The 19698-nt window shown below is 68.2% G+C and carries 17 protein-coding genes and 1 pseudogene; 11 read left to right on the top strand and 7 right to left on the bottom strand.

Going from position 1 to position 19698, the window contains the following annotated elements:
* Positions 1-240: 240 nt before the first annotated feature.
* Positions 241-741, bottom strand: a complete 501-nt coding sequence (locus tag ABZ396_RS39820) for a peptidoglycan-binding domain-containing protein (protein ID WP_358925979.1) — start codon at positions 739-741, stop codon at positions 241-243.
* A 410-nt stretch (positions 742-1151) separates the two neighbouring features.
* Positions 1152-1406 (bottom strand): AraC family transcriptional regulator, encoded by a 255-nt coding sequence (locus ABZ396_RS39815; RefSeq protein WP_358925981.1) that lies wholly within the window; start codon positions 1404-1406, stop codon positions 1152-1154.
* Between ABZ396_RS39815 and ABZ396_RS39810 the strand changes: the two are divergent.
* A pseudogene (locus ABZ396_RS39810) lies at positions 1402-1719 on the top strand (glutaredoxin domain-containing protein); the annotation flags it as partial. The gene ABZ396_RS39815 and the pseudogene ABZ396_RS39810 overlap by 5 nt on opposite strands.
* Positions 1720-1909: 190 nt before the next feature.
* On the opposite strand, the gene ABZ396_RS39805 reads toward ABZ396_RS39810, so the two are convergent.
* Complete coding sequence (locus ABZ396_RS39805) at positions 1910-2362, bottom strand: helix-turn-helix domain-containing protein (RefSeq protein ID WP_358925983.1); 453 nt, start codon at positions 2360-2362, stop codon at positions 1910-1912.
* Positions 2363-2409: 47 nt separating this feature from the next.
* Here ABZ396_RS39805 and ABZ396_RS39800 point away from each other — a divergent pair, with 47 nt between their 5' ends.
* The 3 genes from ABZ396_RS39800 (at position 2410) to ABZ396_RS39790 (ending at position 5292) form a co-directional block, all read left to right on the top strand.
* Positions 2410-3315 (top strand): AraC family transcriptional regulator, encoded by a 906-nt coding sequence (locus ABZ396_RS39800; protein WP_358925984.1) that lies wholly within the window; start codon positions 2410-2412, stop codon positions 3313-3315.
* Between the two features lie 108 nt (positions 3316-3423).
* Complete coding sequence (locus tag ABZ396_RS39795; RefSeq protein WP_358926022.1) at positions 3424-3840, top strand: nitroreductase family deazaflavin-dependent oxidoreductase; 417 nt, start codon at positions 3424-3426, stop codon at positions 3838-3840.
* A gap of 36 nt (positions 3841-3876) precedes the next feature.
* Positions 3877-5292: an aldehyde dehydrogenase family protein gene (locus ABZ396_RS39790; protein WP_358925986.1), complete on the top strand. Its 1416-nt coding sequence runs from the start codon at positions 3877-3879 to the stop codon at positions 5290-5292.
* Positions 5293-5442: 150 nt separating this feature from the next.
* On the opposite strand, the gene ABZ396_RS39785 is transcribed toward ABZ396_RS39790, so the two are convergent.
* Complete coding sequence (locus ABZ396_RS39785; RefSeq protein ID WP_358925988.1) at positions 5443-6369, bottom strand: NAD(P)H-binding protein; 927 nt, start codon at positions 6367-6369, stop codon at positions 5443-5445.
* Between the two features lie 261 nt (positions 6370-6630).
* On the opposite strand from ABZ396_RS39785, the gene ABZ396_RS39780 reads away from it, so the two are divergent.
* Complete coding sequence (locus ABZ396_RS39780; protein ID WP_358925990.1) at positions 6631-7116, top strand: helix-turn-helix domain-containing protein; 486 nt, start codon at positions 6631-6633, stop codon at positions 7114-7116.
* Positions 7117-7398: 282 nt separating this feature from the next.
* Here ABZ396_RS39780 and ABZ396_RS39775 read toward each other — a convergent pair whose 3' ends face one another.
* Positions 7399-7758, bottom strand: coding sequence for a hypothetical protein (locus ABZ396_RS39775; protein WP_358925992.1), 360 nt, complete (start codon positions 7756-7758; stop codon positions 7399-7401).
* 869 nt (positions 7759-8627) lie between these two features.
* Between ABZ396_RS39775 and ABZ396_RS39770 the strand changes: the two genes are divergently transcribed.
* Positions 8628-9944, top strand: coding sequence for a hypothetical protein (locus ABZ396_RS39770; RefSeq protein ID WP_358925993.1), 1317 nt, complete (start codon positions 8628-8630; stop codon positions 9942-9944).
* A 711-nt stretch (positions 9945-10655) separates the two neighbouring features.
* On the opposite strand, the gene ABZ396_RS39765 is transcribed toward ABZ396_RS39770, so the two are convergent.
* Positions 10656-12515 carry a glycoside hydrolase family 2 TIM barrel-domain containing protein gene (locus tag ABZ396_RS39765; RefSeq protein ID WP_358925995.1) on the bottom strand — a complete coding sequence of 620 codons (1860 nt, stop codon included), beginning with the start codon at positions 12513-12515 and terminating at the stop codon, positions 10656-10658.
* 219 nt (positions 12516-12734) lie between these two features.
* Between ABZ396_RS39765 and ABZ396_RS39760 the strand changes: the two genes are divergently transcribed.
* The 5 genes from ABZ396_RS39760 (at position 12735) to ABZ396_RS39740 (ending at position 17897) form a co-directional block, all read left to right on the top strand.
* Positions 12735-13799 carry a LacI family DNA-binding transcriptional regulator gene (locus ABZ396_RS39760; protein WP_358925997.1) on the top strand — a complete coding sequence of 355 codons (1065 nt, stop codon included), beginning with the start codon at positions 12735-12737 and terminating at the stop codon, positions 13797-13799.
* 234 nt (positions 13800-14033) lie between these two features.
* Entirely contained in the window at positions 14034-15377 is a 1344-nt protein-coding gene (locus ABZ396_RS39755; RefSeq protein ID WP_358925999.1) for an extracellular solute-binding protein, read from the top strand.
* A 12-nt stretch (positions 15378-15389) separates the two neighbouring features.
* Positions 15390-16337 (top strand): sugar ABC transporter permease, encoded by a 948-nt coding sequence (locus ABZ396_RS39750; protein ID WP_358926001.1) that lies wholly within the window; start codon positions 15390-15392, stop codon positions 16335-16337.
* 11 nt (positions 16338-16348) lie between these two features.
* Positions 16349-17215, top strand: coding sequence for a carbohydrate ABC transporter permease (locus tag ABZ396_RS39745; protein ID WP_358926003.1), 867 nt, complete (start codon positions 16349-16351; stop codon positions 17213-17215).
* A gap of 316 nt (positions 17216-17531) precedes the next feature.
* Entirely contained in the window at positions 17532-17897 is a 366-nt protein-coding gene (locus ABZ396_RS39740; protein ID WP_359187068.1) for a cytochrome P450, read from the top strand.
* A gap of 47 nt (positions 17898-17944) precedes the next feature.
* Here the strand turns inward: ABZ396_RS39740 and ABZ396_RS39735 are convergent, their stop codons facing one another.
* Complete coding sequence (locus tag ABZ396_RS39735; RefSeq protein ID WP_358926005.1) at positions 17945-19651, bottom strand: MFS transporter; 1707 nt, start codon at positions 19649-19651, stop codon at positions 17945-17947.
* Positions 19652-19698: the final 47 nt, after the last annotated feature.

Here is a 19698-nt window from a genome sequence, read left to right as displayed (position 1 = left end):
CCAGATGCACGGACGAGCAAGCTTCACCCTGCTCCGGCACCGCATCCTCCTCGGATAACAGCACGCTCCGTCACCACCGAAAGTGAGACAGGGCCGTTAAATTGACACACCCCGGTACGGCGACACGACGCCGCAGGGGCGTACGGCCTGGCCGTGACGAGCGGCCGCACTGTGCGAGGCCCCACCGATAGGTGGGGCCCCCGTCATTCGGTGGTGCGGTGCTTGGTCAGGCGGCAGGCGTCACCTGCAGCGCGGGAGGGTGGCCTTGGTGTACGAGGCCAAATGCCAGGCCCCGTCGTACACGTAGTAGTTGCCGTTTTTCCGCCTGAGTACAACATCCCGCTTGGTGCCGTCGTACCAGACGTTGCCGCCGTTGGCGTAGAGCTTGTTGTCGGCTTTCCCGAAGGTCTTCGGGCCGACCTTGCCGTCGGCGACGAGGCCCCGCGCCCTCTGCCACTTGATGGTGGCATTCTTCGTGGCCGTGCCGAACCGGCAGTCGATGCCGGACGCGCTGAGGTACCCGTCCGCGTACAGTATGCCCTGCCATGCGGCGGCCAGATTGCTGTGCGCATAGGAGGTGGTGGACAGCGTGCCCTCGTCTCCCCAGTCGTCGGTGAGTGTTGAACCGGCCCCGTCGAGGTAGCCGTGGGAGGCGGTCGCCGAGGCGGTCGGGCCGAGAGCCAGACCTGAGCCGATTGCCAGGGCGAGGACAGCGATCACGGTGCGCTTGCGTACAGACATATCCGTTCCTTCCGAGGCCGATCCACCGTTGGACGGCCTGATGTGGTGTGGTGCACGACAGCGGAGTGGTCGGGCCGTGACGTGAGATGGACCGTATGGACGGCCACCGCCACAGACCTGCGGCTCAAGTCCGGCCCAGGACGGAGAACGGGTCCCTAGGAGCCCGTGCACGAGAGCGCACCGGCCGCATCCGCGACGGCGGGTGCCGGTGCCGTCAGCACGCGCCCCCCAGGGCGTCCTTGGCGCGCAGCCCGTCTGGCTTCACCGCACGTCCCTCTCGCGGCGTTTCCCCCATCTGACCAGCCCCCCCGACCGGATGACACTCTCTCGGTGCCTGCGGTACAGCCCGGCCCACGCTGGCGACGGTGGGCGGGCAACCTGTGCGATTGTGTCACGCGGGCGGTGTCATGTCAGGTACCCATTACGACGCTTGTGACCTGCCCAGCCATCCGGTCATAGCTCATCGGGCCAGCGGGATTGGCCATCCGGTCGGCGAGGAACCGGCCCGGGGACGATCCGGTCATCGCCTTGAACTCGCGATTAAAGTGCGCCTGGTCGCTTAAACCGCATGCCGTGGCCACTTGGTTCGACGCCTGGCCGCCGACGAGCAGCAGCAGCCGAAGCACCTGGGCAACGAAAACGTCGAAAGTCGAGGCAACACTCATGCTGGTGTTTGTGCTGCTCGCAGGCCTGAACTCGCCTCTGGTTTTCCCGCGGTCGATTGGCGCGTTGGAGGCACAACGCCGCAGCGCGGTCGACGGCCGGCCAGTCGTCTTCTGGCGGTCGGGCTGCAAGTACTGCCTCCGGCTGCGCATCCGGTTGGGCCGAAGCGCCCGCCAGTTGCACTTGGTCGACATCTGGCGTGACCCGGCTGGGGCGGCAGCGGTGAGGGCAGCCAACGATGGCAATGAGACCGTGCCGACTGTCGTTGTGGCGGGCCGGTCGCACGTCAACCCGGATCCTGAATGGGTGCGCGAACCAGCTCCCTTCCGCGTGATCGTGAGCGGTGCCATATGGAGAGGCGTCCGCAGGCCCCGAAAGATCGTCAGCCGGTTCGACGCCGACTCTTTCGCCTGTGCCCGTCAATGCAGGAGCTTGGCAAAGACCTCGCGGAGCTTCGATTCGGTGTTCGGCAGCCGCTTGTCGAAGGTCTTCTTGCCCTCCGGGGTCAGCGCCGTCGCATGGTGTTCGTGGTGCCAGCCTGCTGGCGCTGCCGGTAGGCGGGGTAGCCGACCTTCGCCGGGCCGCGGCAGACCAGGCGGACGCCCGGGCCGGGCGGAGTGGCGAGGAGCCACTCCCGGCTGACCGTGGACGGTGCCAGGCCGAGCAGACTGGCTACCTCGCGGACCGTAAGGCCACGTTCACGCAGCGCGACAATCCGCCGACGCTCCAGCAGCGACAGGTACCGGCCCGACCCGGATGCCTGAGATCCGGGTCGTCGGCGGGGCGATCGAGGACCGGGCGTTCGTGGCCCTCTACCGCAGAGGCTCGCGCCTGGTCGGTGCGCTCTGCGTCGGCCGCGTCCGGACTTCTGCCGCGGTGGCGGTTGCGGATCGCGGCAGGGGCCTCTTGGGAGGAGATCGACCAGGTTGTGGCCTAAAACTCGCGGGTCCTTGCACATTCCTCTTGCGGGGAAGCGTTTCCGAGCGCGTCGTGTTGCACTGGGGTATGTCTCTGCGCGAGCTTCGTGAACTGCTGGAACGGCATGTACGTCCCGATTTGACCACAGCCATCGACGGCGTCCGGATCTGCCGGACAGACCAGGCCGATTCGTCGGGGCCCTCGATGTCCGGGACGGTACTGGCAGTCGTGGTCCAGGGAGCCAAGCAGCTGGCGCTGGGGGACCAGGTCTACGACTACAGGGTTGGCCAGTACCTCGTCGCCTCGGTTGACCTCCCGGTTACCGGGCACTTCGTGGACGCCGCCCCGGGCCGCCCGGCGCTCGGCTTCGGGATGACCCTGGAGCCCTCCGTCATCGCGGAGTTGCTGCTGGAGGCCGGTCCGGGGGATCTGCCGCGAGCCGCAGACAGCGCACAACCGGGGATCGTCGTCAGCGACACCCCGCGGGAGCTGCTGGACGCCATTGTGCGACTGCTGCGCCTGCTGGACCGGCCAGCAGACCGGCAGGTGCTGGCGCCGCTGGTCAAGCGGGAGATCCTGTGGCGGTTGATGACCGGGGAGCAGGGTGACCTGGTCCGTCAACTCGGCCTGGCGGACAGCAACCTGACGCATATCAGGCGCGCCGTGCAATGGATCCGGGAGAACTACGACCGGCCGTTCCGGGTCGAGGAAGTGGCCCGGCTCTCCGGGATGAGCGTCTCCGCCTTCCACCGGAACTTCCAGGCTGTGACGGCGATGACCCCGATCCAGTACCAGAAACACATCCGGCTGCAGGCCGCGCGGCTGCTGCTGGCGAGCCGCCCGTACGACGTCACCGGAGTCGGTCATCGGGTCGGCTACGACAGTCCGTCCCAGTTCAGCCGGGAGTACCGGCGGTTGTTCGGGGCTCCGCCGAGCGTCGATGCGGTGCGCCTTCGCGAGGGAGCCGGGACCACCTTCACCGCGCTGCCGTGAAAGTCGCCGCGGCGAAGAGGATTGTGCAACACATCGAGAGGATCTTGCTGGCCCGGCGTCCGCGCGCTTGTTTCCATGGACTTATTGGAAAGGAGAGCGGAATTGACCGTGAAGGACGCAGTGATTCGGGCCCTTGAGATCGGGCCGGACTCCTCGAATGCCGAGCGCACTATCGATATCACAACAGTAGGCCGACGCAGCGGCGTCCCCCGCCGTATCGAGGTCTGGTTTCACCGCGTCGGCGGTCACTGGTATCTGACCGGGATGCCCTACCCCCCTCGTAGCTGGTATGCGAATGTGCGCGCCAATCCGCGATTCACCGTGCATCTCAAGCACGGGGTCACGGCCGATCTGCCCGCGACCGCGGTGCCGGTCGACGACGAGGGAACCCGGCGGCGAGTGATCACCGCAGTCCTCGACCTGCAGGATCGGCCTGAGGTCGCGGCCCGGTCCGGCCGGCGTCAGGACTTCGACGGGTGGTTCGCACACAGCCCGCTGGTCGAGATCGTCTTCGACGAGATCTGAAACGCCGAAGACCCGAAGACATTCATGGAGAATGCAGTGCAGAACGACCTGATCAACCAGATATACATCGACGGCGAGTTCGTCACCCCGCACGGCACTGAACTCGCGGACCTGTACAACCCCGCCACCGGGAAGGTGATCGGGCAGGTCCGGCTCGCCGACGAGGTGGATACCGAGGCGGCCGTCGCGGCGGCCAAGCGTGCCCTTCCGGCCTGGTCCGCGACGACCAGGGAACAGCGGATCGAGGCGCTGCGCCGGCTGCGGGCTTCGGTCGCCGCTCGCCGGGACGACCTGCTCGAGGCGGTCCGACTGGAATACGGCGCACCGGTGCGCAACGAGTGGATGGTCGACAGCGCCATCGGCGCCTTCGCCGACATGATCGCCACCTTGGAAAACTTTGCCTTCATCCGGCAGAACGGCAAGACCACGGTCGAAATGGCGCCGGTCGGCGTTGCCGGCCTGGTCACGCCGTGGAACTCCGATGTGTTCTTCATCGCCGACAAACTTGCGACCGCTCTGGCGGCCGGCTGCACCGTCGTGGTCAAGCCGAGCGAGATGAGTGCGACGCAGACCCATGTGATGACCCAGGCGCTGCACGAGGCCGGACTGCCCAAGGGGGTCTTCAACATCGTGACCGGGCTCGGCCAGGTCGCCGGGGCCTCGATCACGCGGCACCCTGATATCGCCAAGATCTCCTTCACCGGCTCGACCGCGGTCGGCAAGGTCATCTTCCGGGACTCGGCCGAGACGCTGAAGAGCCTGACGCTGGAACTCGGCGGCAAGTCCCCGTCGATCATCCTCGACGACGCCGATCTCGATGCGGCCGTCACCGGCGCGTTCTTCGCCGGCTTCGCCAACAGCAGCCAGGCCTGTGTCGCCGGCACCCGGATCCTGGTTCCGGAGAGCCGACTTGACGAGGTGATCGCGATCGCCCAGGAGAAGATCGCCGACTTCCCGGTCGGCGACCCGCGTGACCCGGCGACCGTGATCGGTCCGATGGTGAGCGAGCGGCAGTGGGAGCGGGTGCAGTCCTACATCCGTCGCGGTATCGAGGAGGGCGCCCGGCCGGTGGTCGGCGGCCCCGGCCGTCCCGAGGGCCTTGGGGACGGGTACTTCGTGCGCCCCACCGTCTTCGCGGACGTCACCAACGACATGACGATCGCCCGTGAGGAGATCTTCGGGCCGGTGCTCTCGATCATCACCTACCAGAACGAGGACCATGCCGTCGAGATCGCCAACGATACCGACTACGGCCTGCACGGCTATGTGTTCTCCTCCGACTCCGCGCGGGCGCACCGGATCGCGTCGCGGATCGAGGCGGGCCGGGTGTCGGTCAACGGCGGTTACGACCCGCTGTCTCCCTTCGGCGGGTTCAAGCAGTCGGGCATCGGCCGAGAGTACGGCAGTTACGGCCTCGAGGGCTTCCTCGAGCCGCGGGCCGTGATGGCCTGAACTGGCAGACGGGGCAGACAGAAAGGCGAGGCGCCCCCGGCCGTTGGGCCGGGGGCGCCTTCGCGCGTCATACCACCGGGACCAGGGTCGGGCGGAGTTGTCGTCAGAGTGCTCTTCAGTCGTGGAACATGATGTTGTGATACGCCGTCATTAACCTTCCGATGCCGGCTTCGCGGACACGAAGTTCGAACCGTTGTGATCGAAATCCTGCCTCCTTGCGATGACGAACTCCTCTACGGTCATGGGAGAGCGGCTGCCGATGACCTCAATGAGGTTGTTCGTGCCCTGGAAGACTCCGTGCTGGTAGTCGATGGCGACATTGCTCAGGTGTTGGATCAGGTGCGACGGCGTGCCCAGGGATGCCAAGCCGTCCGCGAACTCCTCGACGCTGATGGGTTCGTAGGTGACGGGGATCCCGAGTGCTCGGGAAACCGCCTTGGCGATCCCGTAATGGTCCATCTCGACCGGGCCGTGCAGAGGATAGGTCTGGCGATCGTGTGGCTCCGGCTTTTCGAGGATGGCGGCGATCACATATGCCTGATCAACCCCGGCGACGGGAGCGTGACGGCCGTTTCCGAACGGAAGGCGGAGCACGCCCTCGTCTCCCCGGCGGCCCCACCACCAGCTGATCCATTCGGCGAAGAATGTCGGGCGCAGATGCGCGGTGAGCATCGTGGTGCGGTCGAGCAGGCGCTCGCCGAGCCAGTGCTGGCGTGCTTGGTTGCTGACGGCTTCCCGGCGCGCGGAGATCTGTGACATGTTGACGACCGATCGGACGCCGGCCTCGGTGGCCGCCTGTGCGAAGGTGACCGTGGCGTCGAGCAGGCCCGGGGCGATCGGGTAGCAGAAGTACGCTCCGCTCACTCCTCGTAGGGCGGCACTCACGTCGTGGAGGTCGAGCAGGTCACCTACGACGATCTCGGCCCCTGCGGCAGCGAGCTGCCGCGAACGGTCGTCCTCCTGGTGCACGAAAGCACGTACCCGATGCCCTCGTTCCAGAAGCAGTTGAACGGTGGTTTTCCCCGTGTTCCCAGTGGCGCCGGTGATCAGGAAGAGGCGGTCATCGTTCTTCGCCATGGTCTTCGCCCTCTTTGCGAATCGTGCCCGCCGTACCTGGCTTCGGTAGCGGAGTGACGGCGCCCCGGGAATGGTGCGCGTGCTCGGGGAGGGCGCCGGGCGGACGGCTGGAGTGTTGTGCCAGGGCGGCCTGTGGCCTGCGCGCGACTGTCGTCGGGGACCCTGACTTTTGTTTCCCGTAGCCAGTAGCCTACATCGCCCCTCTGGCTATGCAAACCTAGAGCCAGGGGGAGAGGCAGATAGGAGATGAGGAGTACGCATATGCGCCTTGTGGGAGCTCTGGCCGATCGCACGCAATGGGTGGCGGACGACTGCTCGATCGACCGGACGTTGCGGATCCTCGGCACCCGGTCGGCCATGCTCATCATGCGGGAAGCGCACTACGGAACCACACGGTTCGACGACTTCGTACGGCGCGTCGGGATTACCGAGGCTGTCGCCGCGGCACGGCTTCGCGAGTTGGTCGAAGCCGGCCTGCTTGAGCGGCGCACGTACCAGGAGCCAGGCCAGCGCAGCCGGAAGGAATACGTTCTGAGCCAGGCCGGAGTGGAACTCCAGCCGATCCTCGTGGCACTGATGCAGTGGGGCGACCGTCACCTGTCCCGTCCGGACGGGCCACCACTGGTCCTGCGCCACGCTGGATGCGATGCACCGGTCGCGCTGCGGCTGGCCTGCGAGCAGGGCCACGAGGTGCAACCGGAGGAAGTCGCGGTGCACTCCAGTACTGCACCGACCATCCCTAGCTAGGATTTGTCATCACAGTGTCACGTCCACATCAGGAGCGACGCGAGGGTGACGGCTGCGTGTAGAACTCGTGGGTTTTGTCGTACCGGGTCGCGATGCCACGCCACTGTTTGAGCCGGTGAAACACCGTTCGACGAGTTTCCACGCTTGCGGACCCTGCTTGTCGAAGACTGGCGGGCGTCCGCCGTCACTGCACGCGCCGGGCCAGGTTGCGGACCTGATCAGCCGGCTCCGGGACGAATATGCGAAGGTCGCAAGGCCGACCGAGTTTCCGGCACCCACGAGCTACGTCGCGAGCCGGAAATCACTCAGGTCGAGCGAGATCAGCAGCAGGTCGCTAATCGGTTTCAGGCCAGGGCCACGCACGTATGCACGGCGCTTGGTCGGAAAGCGGAGCCCATCGGCCTCCACAATATCGCGGACATATTGCGCCACCGGAACTCTGCCCGCCACATCAATGTGATAGTCGTGCCGGCGCAGGAGGAAATCGTCACCGAAGTAGAAGTCCTGTTCTTGGCTATGGCTGGCGATTGCCTCTGGGAACCGTGCGCGCAACCCGCGCCAGAGCTGCCCGCCTTCTTGCCGGGGCGAGATTTCGGCGAAGCCGAGGGCACACCGCCAGTCCGCATTGAGCGAACGAATCACCAAGGGCGGTCGTGCGCAGCGACCTCCGCGCCGACGACGTCGACGGAGGGTCAAGACCAGGATGCGGCCCGTCCGTAAATTCTGCAGGGCACACGGGGTCGTCACCACCGATGACCTCTGGGACCGCGGCGACACCGCGTACCGCCTCGGGCGAAGTCGGGTTTTCGGCAGCCGATCACCACGTCGGCGCCCAGTCGGCACAAGACCCCCGTTGTAAGCTTGTTGATCAGGTCGTAGACGCGGTTGTCCTGTGGAGATACTCGCGTTCGATCACGTCGGTCGGCCGCCCTGCCGTACCCGCGGCGGGGAACGTGAGCCGACCGTGCCGCTGACGGCGTGTCAGCTGGCAGTCCGAGTGGGCCGTACCAGAGCGGGCCCAGGTTGAGCCGGTCGGGATACAGCCCGAGCACCGGCGCGGTCGCAATGCGCTCTGCCTGCGGCGTCAGCGGTGCCGGCGCCGGTGCCGAGCAGGGCCGTGGCGCCCGTGGCCACCGCCGCGGTAGCGCCGAGCAGGCGCTTCAGGGTGAGGTTCATCGACTGGTCCTCCTACCGGATGCAGGGGTACGGCACCCGGGGACGAAGGTGAGCAGCTGCTGGCCCGGGCACCGTCGTCGTACTGGCCGAGCAATTGGGCGGAGGGCCGCCGTAGGAGCCGTCCCACGGAACCGTGGGACGCGCCGCGCGGGCCATCGATCGAGTCGAGCGGGAAGCATCGGGGGCCCGAATGTCGCTGTCCCCGAGCGCTCTTGCCCGGTTCCCGCGACTCGTCCAAGGTAAGCCCTGTGCAGCCGCCAAATGGTTCTGACGATCGCGCCACGCCTCGGGCACCCAACAGCCCTGACACCCCCGACGGTTGGAGTTCCACCAGGATGGAGGGAGTACGTCTCGGCGCCGGCTTGTCATTCGACCGCCGTGTCGTGGTCCTGGTCGAGATCGCCGACGACAGCAACGAGATAGCCCTGGCCGAGGAATTGTTCACTGCCAACATGTGGCCGGTGCGTCCCGCGGAGGAACGCGAGCGGGTCGGCTGCCCGCCCGGGCGAACAGCTCGGGTGGTGGAGGTACGGCTGCCCGGGTCGCGGGACGGCGCGATCGAGCGGGCGCTGGGCCACGTCGACCGTCTGGCGGTGGCCGCGTCGCTGAAAATGTGGGCGCGCGACGCGGTCCTCCTGGAGCACGAGCCCGAGCCGTACACCGCGTGGCGCGTGCGCACCACCTCCGGGCCCGCGCATCCCGGCAGGGTCATCCGGGCCGCCGAACACCGTGGCCGCGGGGGTGCGCTGGCCGATCTGCGGGCCAGGGTTCTGGCCGGTCACTCCGACGGCTCGTCCCGCGTCACCCTCGACCCCGCCCGTGCCTCCGCCGATGTCCGGGCCAACGTGATTCTCGTGAACATCGGGAATGGGCTGGCCTTCTCGGCGGCTGCGCTGGCCCTGGAGGCCCACGGCGCTTGGCAGTTCTGCGGGTGGTTCGTCACCCTCCTGTTCGGCGCGGCATGGCTGGTGGCGGGCATCCGGGCTGCCCTGCGCGGCTCCCCTGCCCGAAGGGCCGTCATCTGGGCTCTGCCGCTCGCGTCCCCGCTCCTGCTACCGCTGGTCACCTGGATCGGCACCCTTGTCCAGGATCGGTACATCGGTACGTTCGGGATCCCTCCGGACTCGGTGCACATCGGGGCGACCGACCGCTTGTGGGCAGGAGCGCTGCCGGTGCTGGGTATCGTGGGCTGCAGCGCTTTCGGCGTTGCCTCGGCAGGCTGGAACCGGCGGGTACACGCACATCCGACCGGCCTGGACGTGAGCAGGATCGTCTCAGCGGCCAGCATCGGACTGCTGATAGGCGTGTTCGTAGCGTTCGTGCCGTTCCTCGTCATCAAACACCCCTTGGCGGCCCTGGACGCCGAGAGCAGCGTTGCCCACTACCAGCAACCCTCCTCCTACTACGGCCTCCGCCCCACTCTCGTCTGCGTCAAGCCCGTGGAAGCCGTAGCGCACCCCGAACGGGGACTTCCGGGTGCCGCCTACGGCGGAGCCGTCCCGCTCACCTGGCCGGTGCTGACTTTCGGCCCCGACGGCGACCGCATCTGGCTCTGGGACTCCCACACCGAGAACGCGCTGAACATGGCCCTGGCCGACGCCACTTTCGTTCCCTTCGACGACGACTACTCGGACAACCACAACTGCCCCTGAGCGCGCGAACTGACGCTGACTCTCTCAGGCGCATACGGACGGGACACCGATGCCCGAACGAGTTGAACCTGGGGGACCTGGCGAGGTAAGGCGGCCACCGGCGAGCGGCCCTGGCGTATGCGCAGACCGCGTTCGCCTTCCAGTAGTTGCTCGCCGACCGGTGGGCGACGGCGGCAGGTCGGCGGATGTGAGGCCGCGCTGATGTTGCGGTGTTCGTACGCCGTTGACCTGCGATGCCGCAGATGGATTGCGACCGGTTCTGGCCCCTGCTCGGGCCGCTTCGACCTGCGGTCCTGCAGGATGGGTGAGACCGCCGCGGTTGCGGTGAGCCCGGGGCTGCCGGTGGAGAGGGTCGCAACTTGCGCATCCTTCCCTGCGCCGGACCGCGGCTTCTTCGCCGGCTGCGGCATCTACGCGTCGGACGAGTCCTGACCGACAACGCCGGGCCCTGCCGCGCCGCACATGTCCTGCTTGGCGGGAGGCCTGGCAGACCTCGGCACGGTCGGCGAACTCACTCACATCCACCGACCGCAGATCAACGGCAAGGACGAACGTTCAGCCGCCTCCGACGAATGCGCTGGTTGCGGACCTGCACCAGCAGCACCGAACGCGTCGACGCCCTGGCAGACTTCCTTCACACCTACAATCACCGCCGCGGCCACACCCCACCGGCGGTCACCCGCCGATCAGCCGTGTCGACAACGCCACGGATCACTGCACCTCGTCGGCCAGGGCCGGCGACCCGGGCTTCTCCTCGGGGGTGGCCTCGGTGCCGGTGACGATACGGCGGATCGTTTCCAGCGGCAGTTTCGGCGAACCGTCCGTGTGAAGGAGGCCGTTGGTCTCCTGGGCGGTGTCCATGAACTGCGTGTAGCAGAAGCCCGCGACGATCGGGCTCCTGTGCAGCACCTTGAAGATGTCGCCGAGCAGGGCGGCGTACTGCGTGTCTGAGCTGGTCCGCGTGTAGGAGAACTCGTCCTCCTCGGCGCCCACGGACAGACCGCCGAACTCGGTGACCATCAGGGGGACTTCACCGGCGCGGTAGCGCTCCGTCTGCCGCGCGTCGAGGGAGAGGGCCCGACCGGCCGGGCCCGGCGAGGCCAGCAGCGCCTCGAACCCGGCGGCGTCGCCGTAGCGGCGGGTGAGCAGCTCGGGGTCGGAGGAGTAGTCGTGCACACCCATGATGTCGCTGTCGGCGTGCTCCCAGCCCTCGTTGGACATGACCGGGCGGGTCGGGTCCAGAGCGCGGGTGAGGTTCGCGAGCGCGACCGTGTAGGCCTGCTGCGCCGGGTTGTTCGCGACGTCGGAGCAGCCCCAGCTCTCGTTGACCGGCACCCAGGTGACGATCGAGGGGTGGCTGCGGTCACGTCGCACCATGTCCAGCCACTCACGGGTGAGCAGCTCCACGGCCTCGGTGCCGTACTCGTACGCCGCCCCGGTCTCGCCCCACACCAGCAGGCCGAGCCGGTCGGCCCAGTACAGGAAGCGCGGGTCCTCGGCCTTCTGGTGGATACGGACCGCGTTGAAGCCCATCGCCTTGATCAGCTCGACCTCGCGGCGCAGTTCGGCCGTTCCGGAGTTCGCGATCAGGGTGTCGGGGCGGTAGCCCTGGTTGAGGACCGAACGCACATAGTAGGGACGGTCGTTGAGCAGGAAGGCGCCCCGGCCGACGCCGGCGCTGCGCAGGCCGACGTAGCTGTCGACGGTGTCGAGCACCTCGGAGGTGGCGACGTCGCGGACGGTCACCCGCGCGTCGATCAGCGTGGGCCGCTCGGGGCTCCACAGCAGGTCTTCGCGGTCGATGCCGTTGCGCAGGTCGGGGACGACGAGGTCGACGCGGCTGCGCGGGGTGCGTACCGCGGAGGTGGACTCGGCGAGCACCCCGCCGTCGTGGCTCAGCACGATCTCCACGCTCACCGGGTCGGCCGGCACCGAGGCCAGGGTGACCTCGGCCGCGACGCCCTGCGTCGGGTCGGGGATCCAGGCCAGGTCGGTGACGTGCAGAGCGGCGACGGTCTCGGTCCACACGGTCTGCCAGATGCCGGTGGTCCGCTCGTACCAGACCGCGTGCGGACGGTCCTGCCAGTCCTGCTTGCCGCGCGGCTGTGCCAGGTCGGCCGGGTCGTCCTCGGCGCGGACGACGAGCACGTGCTCGTCGGTGCCGGGGCGCAGCGCGTCGGTGACGTCGGCGGTGAACGGCGTCTGGCCGCCCACGTGTTCGGCCACCAGCCGGCCGTCCAGCCAGACCTTGGCGCGGTGGTCGACGGCTCCGAAGTGCACCAGCGCCCGGTCGCCGCCGCTGACGGCGAGGACCTCGTCGGGTATGCGGCGCCGGTACCAGACCACAGCGTGCTTGGCGGTCTCACCGATGCCGGAGGCGGGGGCCTCGGGCGGGAACGGGACGGCGATCTCCCGGTCGAACGCATCCGTCGCCGCATCGGAGAACCACGCGTCGCGCTCGCCCTCGCGGGCGTCGTCGTACCCGAACTCCCAGACGCCGTCGAGGCTGTGCCACCGTTCCCGCTGCAGGATCGGCCTCGGATACGTCCCGTCCCGCTCGCTCGCCTTCACGGACCCTCCTCCTCCCGCCTTTTCCGGAATTCCCGGCATAGGCGTTTCTATGATCGAAGTCCTGCCATCATGAGTGATCGTTTGCATCGATGCAAGACCCTGGTGAGGTGCGACGATGGGTCAGGGTCCCCGGTGCGGCAGACTCCGAGAGCGTGTCGGGCGCCCGGTCGAGGCCATCCAGCCGGCTCCGAGTGCCGACACGACGGGAAGGAGGCCCCAGTGGCCAAGGTGCGGATGCGGGACGTGGCCGAGCACGCCGGAGTGTCAGTGCGAACGGTGTCGAACGTGGTCAACGGCTACTCGCATGTCAGCCCCGACACCCGCGCCAAGGTGCAGCGCTCGCTCGACGAGCTGGGCTACCGCATGGACTACCTGGCCCGTGGCCTGCGCTCGGGCCGCACCGGCTTCATCGCCCTCGCGGTGCCGTTCCTCGCCGAGCCCTACTTCGCCGAGCTGGCCCAGGCCGTGATCCGGGCCGCAGGCCGGCGCGGCATCACGGTGCTCGTCGAGTCGACCGCGGGCGACAGCGAGGTGGAACGGCGAATCATCGAGGGTGGTTTGACCAATGTCGCCGACGGTGTGCTGCTGAGCGCCCTCACCCTGCCGGCCAGCGACATCGCCGCCAAGAAGCCGGACTTTCCGCTGGTCATGCTGGGTGAGCACAGTGTCGGGGACCAGTTCCCGCGGGTCGGCATCGACAACGTGGCGGCCGCGCGCACCGCGGTCGAGCACCTGCTGGAGCAGGGCTGCCGCTGGATCGTCGCGCTCGGCCGCAACGGCAGCGAGAACGGCCGCCAGCGGACCGAGGGGTACGAGCAGGCGATGTCGGCGGCCCGGGTGCGGCGGGTGAACTGGCTGGTCGTGCCGGTCGAGGACTGGACCAGGGACCAGGGTTACGCGGCCGTGCGTGAACTGCTGGAGGGCGACGGCCCGCTGCCCGACGCCATCTTCGCCTTCAACGACGCACTCGCCGTCGGTGCGCTGCGGGCCCTGGACGCCTCCGGGGTGCGGGTGCCCGAGGACGTCGCCGTCGTCGGCATCGACGCCGTCCAGGAGTCCGCCTACACCCACCCGCCGCTCACCTCCATCGCTCCCGACCTCGACGCCATCGCCGAGCGTTCGCTGGCCCTGCTGGAGGAGCAGATCGAGGCCCTTGGAGGGTCCGCCGACGCCGCGTCGGGCGAGGACGCGCAGGCGGGGGCGGTTTTGGCGGCCCCCCAGGAGGCCACGCCGTACCGGCTGGTCGTCCGGGAATCCTCGCGCCGCGAGCCTGCGCCGGAGTGAGCCGGGGCAGGCTCGCGCGATGTGACGCCTGCCGCAGTGGACGTCAGCCCGGCAGGCGCAGAGCGCGTCCGGCGCGTCGGGCGTGGTGCGGGGCGCAGGGGGCGGGAGAAGTGCCGGCGGGATCGCGGCAGTGGTTCGGCGGACTTCTTGCCGGCGATCTATTGCATCGTTGCAAAACGTGTGCGAGGGTCTGCGCCATCGAGTTCACATCGAATTAACGAGGTGAATGTCCCTATGAGCGGAGCGATGGCGCGCCGGAGGTTTCTTGCCCTGAGCGGTGGCCTTGCCCTGACCGGAGGGCTCGCGGCGTGCTCCTCCCCGCTCGCGTCCGGCCTGACGGGCTCGCAACCGAACACGGCGGATGTCATCTTCTGGAACCTCTTCACCGGCGGTGACGGCGCCAACATGGTGCTGATGGAGAAGGCGTTCCAGAAGGCCAACCCGGGAACGACGGTCGAGGCGACCGTCCTGGGGTGGGGCAATCCGTACTACACGAAGCTGGCACTGGCCACCGCGAGCGGCACGCCGCCGGACGTCGGCATCATCCATCTTTCGCGGCTTCCACTGCTGGCCGCCTCCGGCCTGCTGGAGCCGATCGAGCGGACCCCCCTCGGCGAGTCGGGTGTCACCCAGGACAAGTTCACCCCGGCGGCCTGGAAGAAGGCCACCGTGGACGGCACCGTGTACGCGGTCCCGCTGGACACGCACCCCTTTGTCCTCTATTACAACGTGGACATCGCCCGCAAGGCCGGCCTGCTGAACTCCGCAGGCGACGATCTCGTGCTCCTCAAGGGCGAAGGGGACTTCGTCGACGCGGTGAAGGCGATGAAGGACGCGGGCGGCGCCCAGTACGGCGCGGTCATGTCGATCACCAGGGACCCGTCCACGGCCTGGCGTTTCTTCAGCATGGTCTACTCCGGCCTCGCCGGCCCGATCGTCACCGACTCCGGCACGAAGATCGCCATCGACGACGAGGCGATGCAGGAGACGGTCGCCTTCATGCAGAGGCTGACCGGTCCGAACCTGATGCCGGAGAACCTCACCGGAGCCGGCGCCAATGCCCTTTTCAGCACCGGCAAGGCCGGCTTCCTCTTCGACGGCGAGTGGCAGATTCCCACGTACCGGCAGGTCAAGAAACTGAAGTTCAACGTGGTGCCGTTCCCGGCGCTGTTCGGCTCGAAGCCGGTGGCGTACGCCGACTCGCACGCGCTGATTCTGCCGCGCAACGACCGCGGCGACGAGACCCGCACCCGCAACGCGGCGAAGTTCGTCAAGAGCCTCCTCGACAGCAGCGCGGTGTGGGCCGAGGGCGGACACATCCCGGCCTGGCTGCCGACGCAGCGCAGCGAGGCGTTCCTCGACCAGTCGCCGCAACGCAACTACGTCGAGGCCGCGTTCAACGCCCAGTACGACCCGGTGGCCTGGTACACCGGCGCCGGCTCGGACTTCCAGAGCGTGATCGGCGGAACGGTCATCGAGGCGCTCGCCGGGCGGATCACGCCCAAGGGCATGGCGGCCGCGATGCGCTCCGCCCTGAAGCGGTACACCACGTCCCGACCGCCGGTCACGATGAAGTAGGAGGCAGTCACCATGACGACCGTCGTCTCGACGCGACCGGCACCCGCCGCATCCCCGACAGACCTCGCCGCCGACCGGCCCGGCCGTTCCGAACGCAGGGCGGGCAGGCTGCTCACCGCCCCCTTCCTCGTGATCTACCTGCTGTTCCTGGTCGGCCCGCTGCTCGTCGGCGTGGTGCTGAGCTTCTTCAACACCACCACCGTCAAGACCGGCCTCGGGCAATTCGTCGGCCTGTCGAACTACCACGAGGTGCTCACCGACTCCCTCTTCTGGGAGAGCTTGTGGCACTCGGTGCTCTTCACGCTGCTGACCACGCCCCCGCTGGTGATCCTCGCGCTGGGCGTCGCCATCCTGGCCTCGCGCATACGCCGCGGCCGGCTCTTCTACCGCATCGCCTTCTTCGTGCCGTACGTCGTGCCGTCCTCCGTGGTCACCCTGGTCTTCCTGTGGATGTACACCCCGCAGATCGGCCTCATCCCGAAGGTCTTCGACGCCGTCGGACTCCCGGTACCGGACTTCATCGGCAGCACCTCGGGCGGCTGGACCGCCGTCGTGCTGATGACCGTCTGGTGGACGTTCGGCTTCAACTTCGTCCTCTACACCGCCGCAATCCAGGACGTCCCCGCGGACGTCTACGAGGCGGCGGCGATCGACGGCGCGAGCCCCTGGCAGCAGATCCGCCACATCACGGTGCCGCTGCTCGGCCGGACCACCAGCCTGGTGCTGATCCTGCAGATCCTCGCCTCGCTGAAGGTGTTCGACCAGATCTACCAGCTGCTCGGCGGCGGACCCAACCAATCCACCCGACCGGTCATCGAGTACATCTACGACACCGGCTTCACCGCCTACCGGGGTGGCTACGGCGCTGCCGCCACCATGGTGTATTTCGTCATCATCGTCGCGATCTCGGCGGCCTGGTACGGGCTGCGGCGCCGTCGCGCGACCAGCAGCGCGGCCTGAGCGGAGGACCCATGACCACCATCACCCAGCCGCGGCCCGCCGAACCGAAGGGCGCGGTCAACGGAGCCAAGCTCTTCAACCGGCTCTGCGCCGTGTGCCTGACCCTGTTCGCCCTGATCTGGCTGGTGCCCTTCGTCTGGGCGCTGATCACCTCGCTGCGCGACGACGCGTCCATCACCCAGAGCCCCACGTCGATCTTCGCCGGCGGCTGGTCGCTGGACGCGTACTCGACCGCCTGGGACAACCACCCGATCGGCACTTGGTACCTCAACAGCCTGGTGATCTCAGTACTGGCCGTGATCTTCACGGTGGCCTTCTGCTCGATGGCCGGATTCGCGCTGGCCTTTCTGCGCTTCCGCGGCCGGGCCCTGGTCGTGGCCGTCGTCACGGCCGGACTGATGCTGCCGACCGAGGCGCTGGTGCTGCCCCAGTTCATCGAGTACCGGTCGTTCCACCTGCTCGGCACGTTCTGGGCGCTGGTCCTGCCGTCAGTCGCGGCACCGATCTCGGTGTTCGTCTTCCACTCCTTCTTCCGAGGCATCCCCACGGCGCTGATCGAGGCGGCCCGCATCGACGGCGCGAGTTGGTGGCGGGTCTACGCCACCGTCTGCATGCCGATCTGCCGCCCGGCGGTGTCCACGGTCGCGATTCTCACCTTCATCGGCTCCTGGAACTCGTTCCTGTGGCCGCTGCTGGTCCTCAGCCAGACCAAGTCCCAGACCATCCCGGTGGGCCTCGCCTCACTGGTGGACCCCACCAGCCCCCAGTACGCCGAGATCATGGCCTCCTCGGTACTCGGCTTCATCCCACTCATCGCGGTCTTCCTGGTCTTTCAACGGCAGATCGTCCAGGGAATCGCCACGACGGGCATCAAGTGACCCCCCGGCCCCGCCACTGCGGCGGTGCCACGTGTCCCGCGCAGGGAGATCCGAGCGGAAGACCGCACCGACGCAGCGGCGTTCGATGCCGGGAGAGGGAAGCCGCGCCGGGAATCTGTCCGCACACACTGCCAGGGCCTGTCTGACAATTCCCGTCTGCCTCGCGACGCCATGCACGCACTCTCGCCGCACCGGGCGCAGACCCAAGTACGTCCAGTACGAGGGCCTACGCCCGGCACTCCCTCAGCCTCCGGCCGGGGGGACCCCCAGAGCACGCACCTGACGCCGCGAGGCCGCCCTCCGGGCGACGACGGGAATTGTCAGACAGGCCCTGGCACGACGTCGTCACAGCGTCGGCGATGCACGCCCTCCACCGGCACTCGAACTCCCTGTCCGGTCCACCGGGACCCCAAGGGGAGGTCCCGGCCGGACGAGTTCGACCCCGCCCGGTGGCTGGACCGACGACCGGCCGGCCGGATCGGCCTGCCTCCCCTTCGACGCCGGACCACGTGTGTGCCCGGGCGCGGCGCTGACCATGCGACAGCTGACGCTGACTACCTCGCGGCTCGCACGCCGCTTCACCAGCGAATCACCGAACGCCGCGTCGCTGACACCCAAGTTCGTCGACCGACTGGTCCCCGCAACCCTCAGAGCCCGATTCCTGCCGGTCGAAGAGCGGTGACCGCCGCTCGCGGGCCGAACCTGGCCGCCGCCCGGCTCCGCGTCCGATCACTGCTTGGCGGTGGCGAGGGCGGCCAACTCGCGGTTGACGGCAACTTGGTGCGCCTCAGCGTCCATACGCGCCTTCCTCGGGCTCCAGCGACCCGCCATCACGAAGACGAAGGGCAGGAAGAGTACTTGGCCGCCGACGCAGATCCACCACCAGGCGCGCCATTCGCCGGGCCCGTCCTTCGACGCTTTCTGGACCCCGGCGCCGTACTCCTGCAGCAGCTTCAGCTGCGGCCCCGCCTTCTGCACGACGGCGAGGTTCTCCGCGCCGACCTCCTTGACGGCGCGGGCGCCCAGCGCGGACGGCACGGTGGCCGGCGTGTACCTGTTCAGCTCGGCGAAGAGCTCCGGGTGCGCATTGACGATGGCCAGCGCGGGCGCCGCCTGCACCGAGGCGACCTTGACCTCGGCGCCGTGCTCCACGAGCGGGGTCACGGAGGTGACCAGTACCGGGATGAAGGCCGCGGAGACGGCGACCGCGATGCGCACCGTCCAGCCCCACACCGCCAGACCTGCCGCGGTCGCGGCCGGGTTGTGCTTTTCCACCGTTTCGGTGAAGCTCGCCATCCAGGGCGCGTAGGCGATGCCGCTGAAGACGCCGATGCCGATGAACAGCCAGGCGAAGGTGTAGTAGTCGGTCGTCAGGTGGGTGGCGCGGGTAGCGAAGATCGCGGTCACCACGATCGAGCCGACCGCGCCGACGATCATGAAGGGCTTGCGCACCTTCAGCCGGTCCGAGAGCAGGCCGACCAGGACCAGGGCGATGGCGTTCGCCCCCCAGTACCAGTTGGCCAGCGCGTTGGTGCGCTGCTCGCTGTAGCCGAAGACGGTCGAGAAGTAGACGACGAAGTTGCCGACCGCCGCGTAGTACAGCAGCAGGAACACGGCGACGGCGAAGGCCGAGCCCAGCACGTCCAGGCGCATCATCTGCCGCCACTCGCCGCGGCGTAGCGCCTCGGTGTCCAGCCCCTTGGCGCGCGCCTCGACCAGCGTCCGGTCCCGCAGCGTCACCATGATCTGGTCGCGCAGCGCCGGGGACAGCTCACGCAGTGCGAAGACCGCGACGATGAAGACGACGAACCCGGCGATCGCCGAATAGCGAAGTTCGTCCTGCCAGGTGGCGCTGTCGAGGGTGTTGCTGGTGACGGTGGTGACCACCAGGGAGCCGATGACCGGGCCCATCGTCCAGTACCCCATCGCGGTGGCCCGGCCGAGCTGCGGGGAGAAGTCCCTGATGAGCGCGGGGGTGGCGACCAGCACGATGCCCTCGATGAAGCTGACGAGCGTGAAGAGCACCAGGTAGGTGGTCTTGTTCGCCGCGTTCGGCAACCCGAAGAAGACCAGCAGCGCGGCGATCAGCAGCCCGTAGACCACGAGATTCGCCCGGCCCCAGCGGTCCGCCAGACCCGCCACGAGCGAGGCGAAGGCCCCGACCGCGTTGCCGATTACCGAGACCCAGATGAAGTAGCGGTATGTCATACCGAAGTGCGTGATGATCGACGTCGCCACCGCGTACTGGATGTACAGCATGTAGTACAGGACGACAGTGGTGACGACCACGATCGCGAGATACACCATACGGCGACCGGTGGGCGGGTAGTCCGCCAGTTCGCGGCGGTACAGCCAGGCCAGCGGGCCGGGGGCGTCCGCGGAGGGCACATCGGGCGCGGGTCTGTCGGCGTCGGACGGTGTCGTAGCAGCGGACATGCGGCTCCTCCCAGGGATACCCGGAAACCGGGTGTTTCGCGTCGGCG

This window comes from Streptomyces sp. NPDC005866 (genome assembly GCF_040629895.1).
Lineage (GTDB): Bacteria > Actinomycetota > Actinomycetes > Streptomycetales > Streptomycetaceae > Streptomyces.
This window is presented reverse-complemented; position numbering and strand designations above follow the sequence as displayed.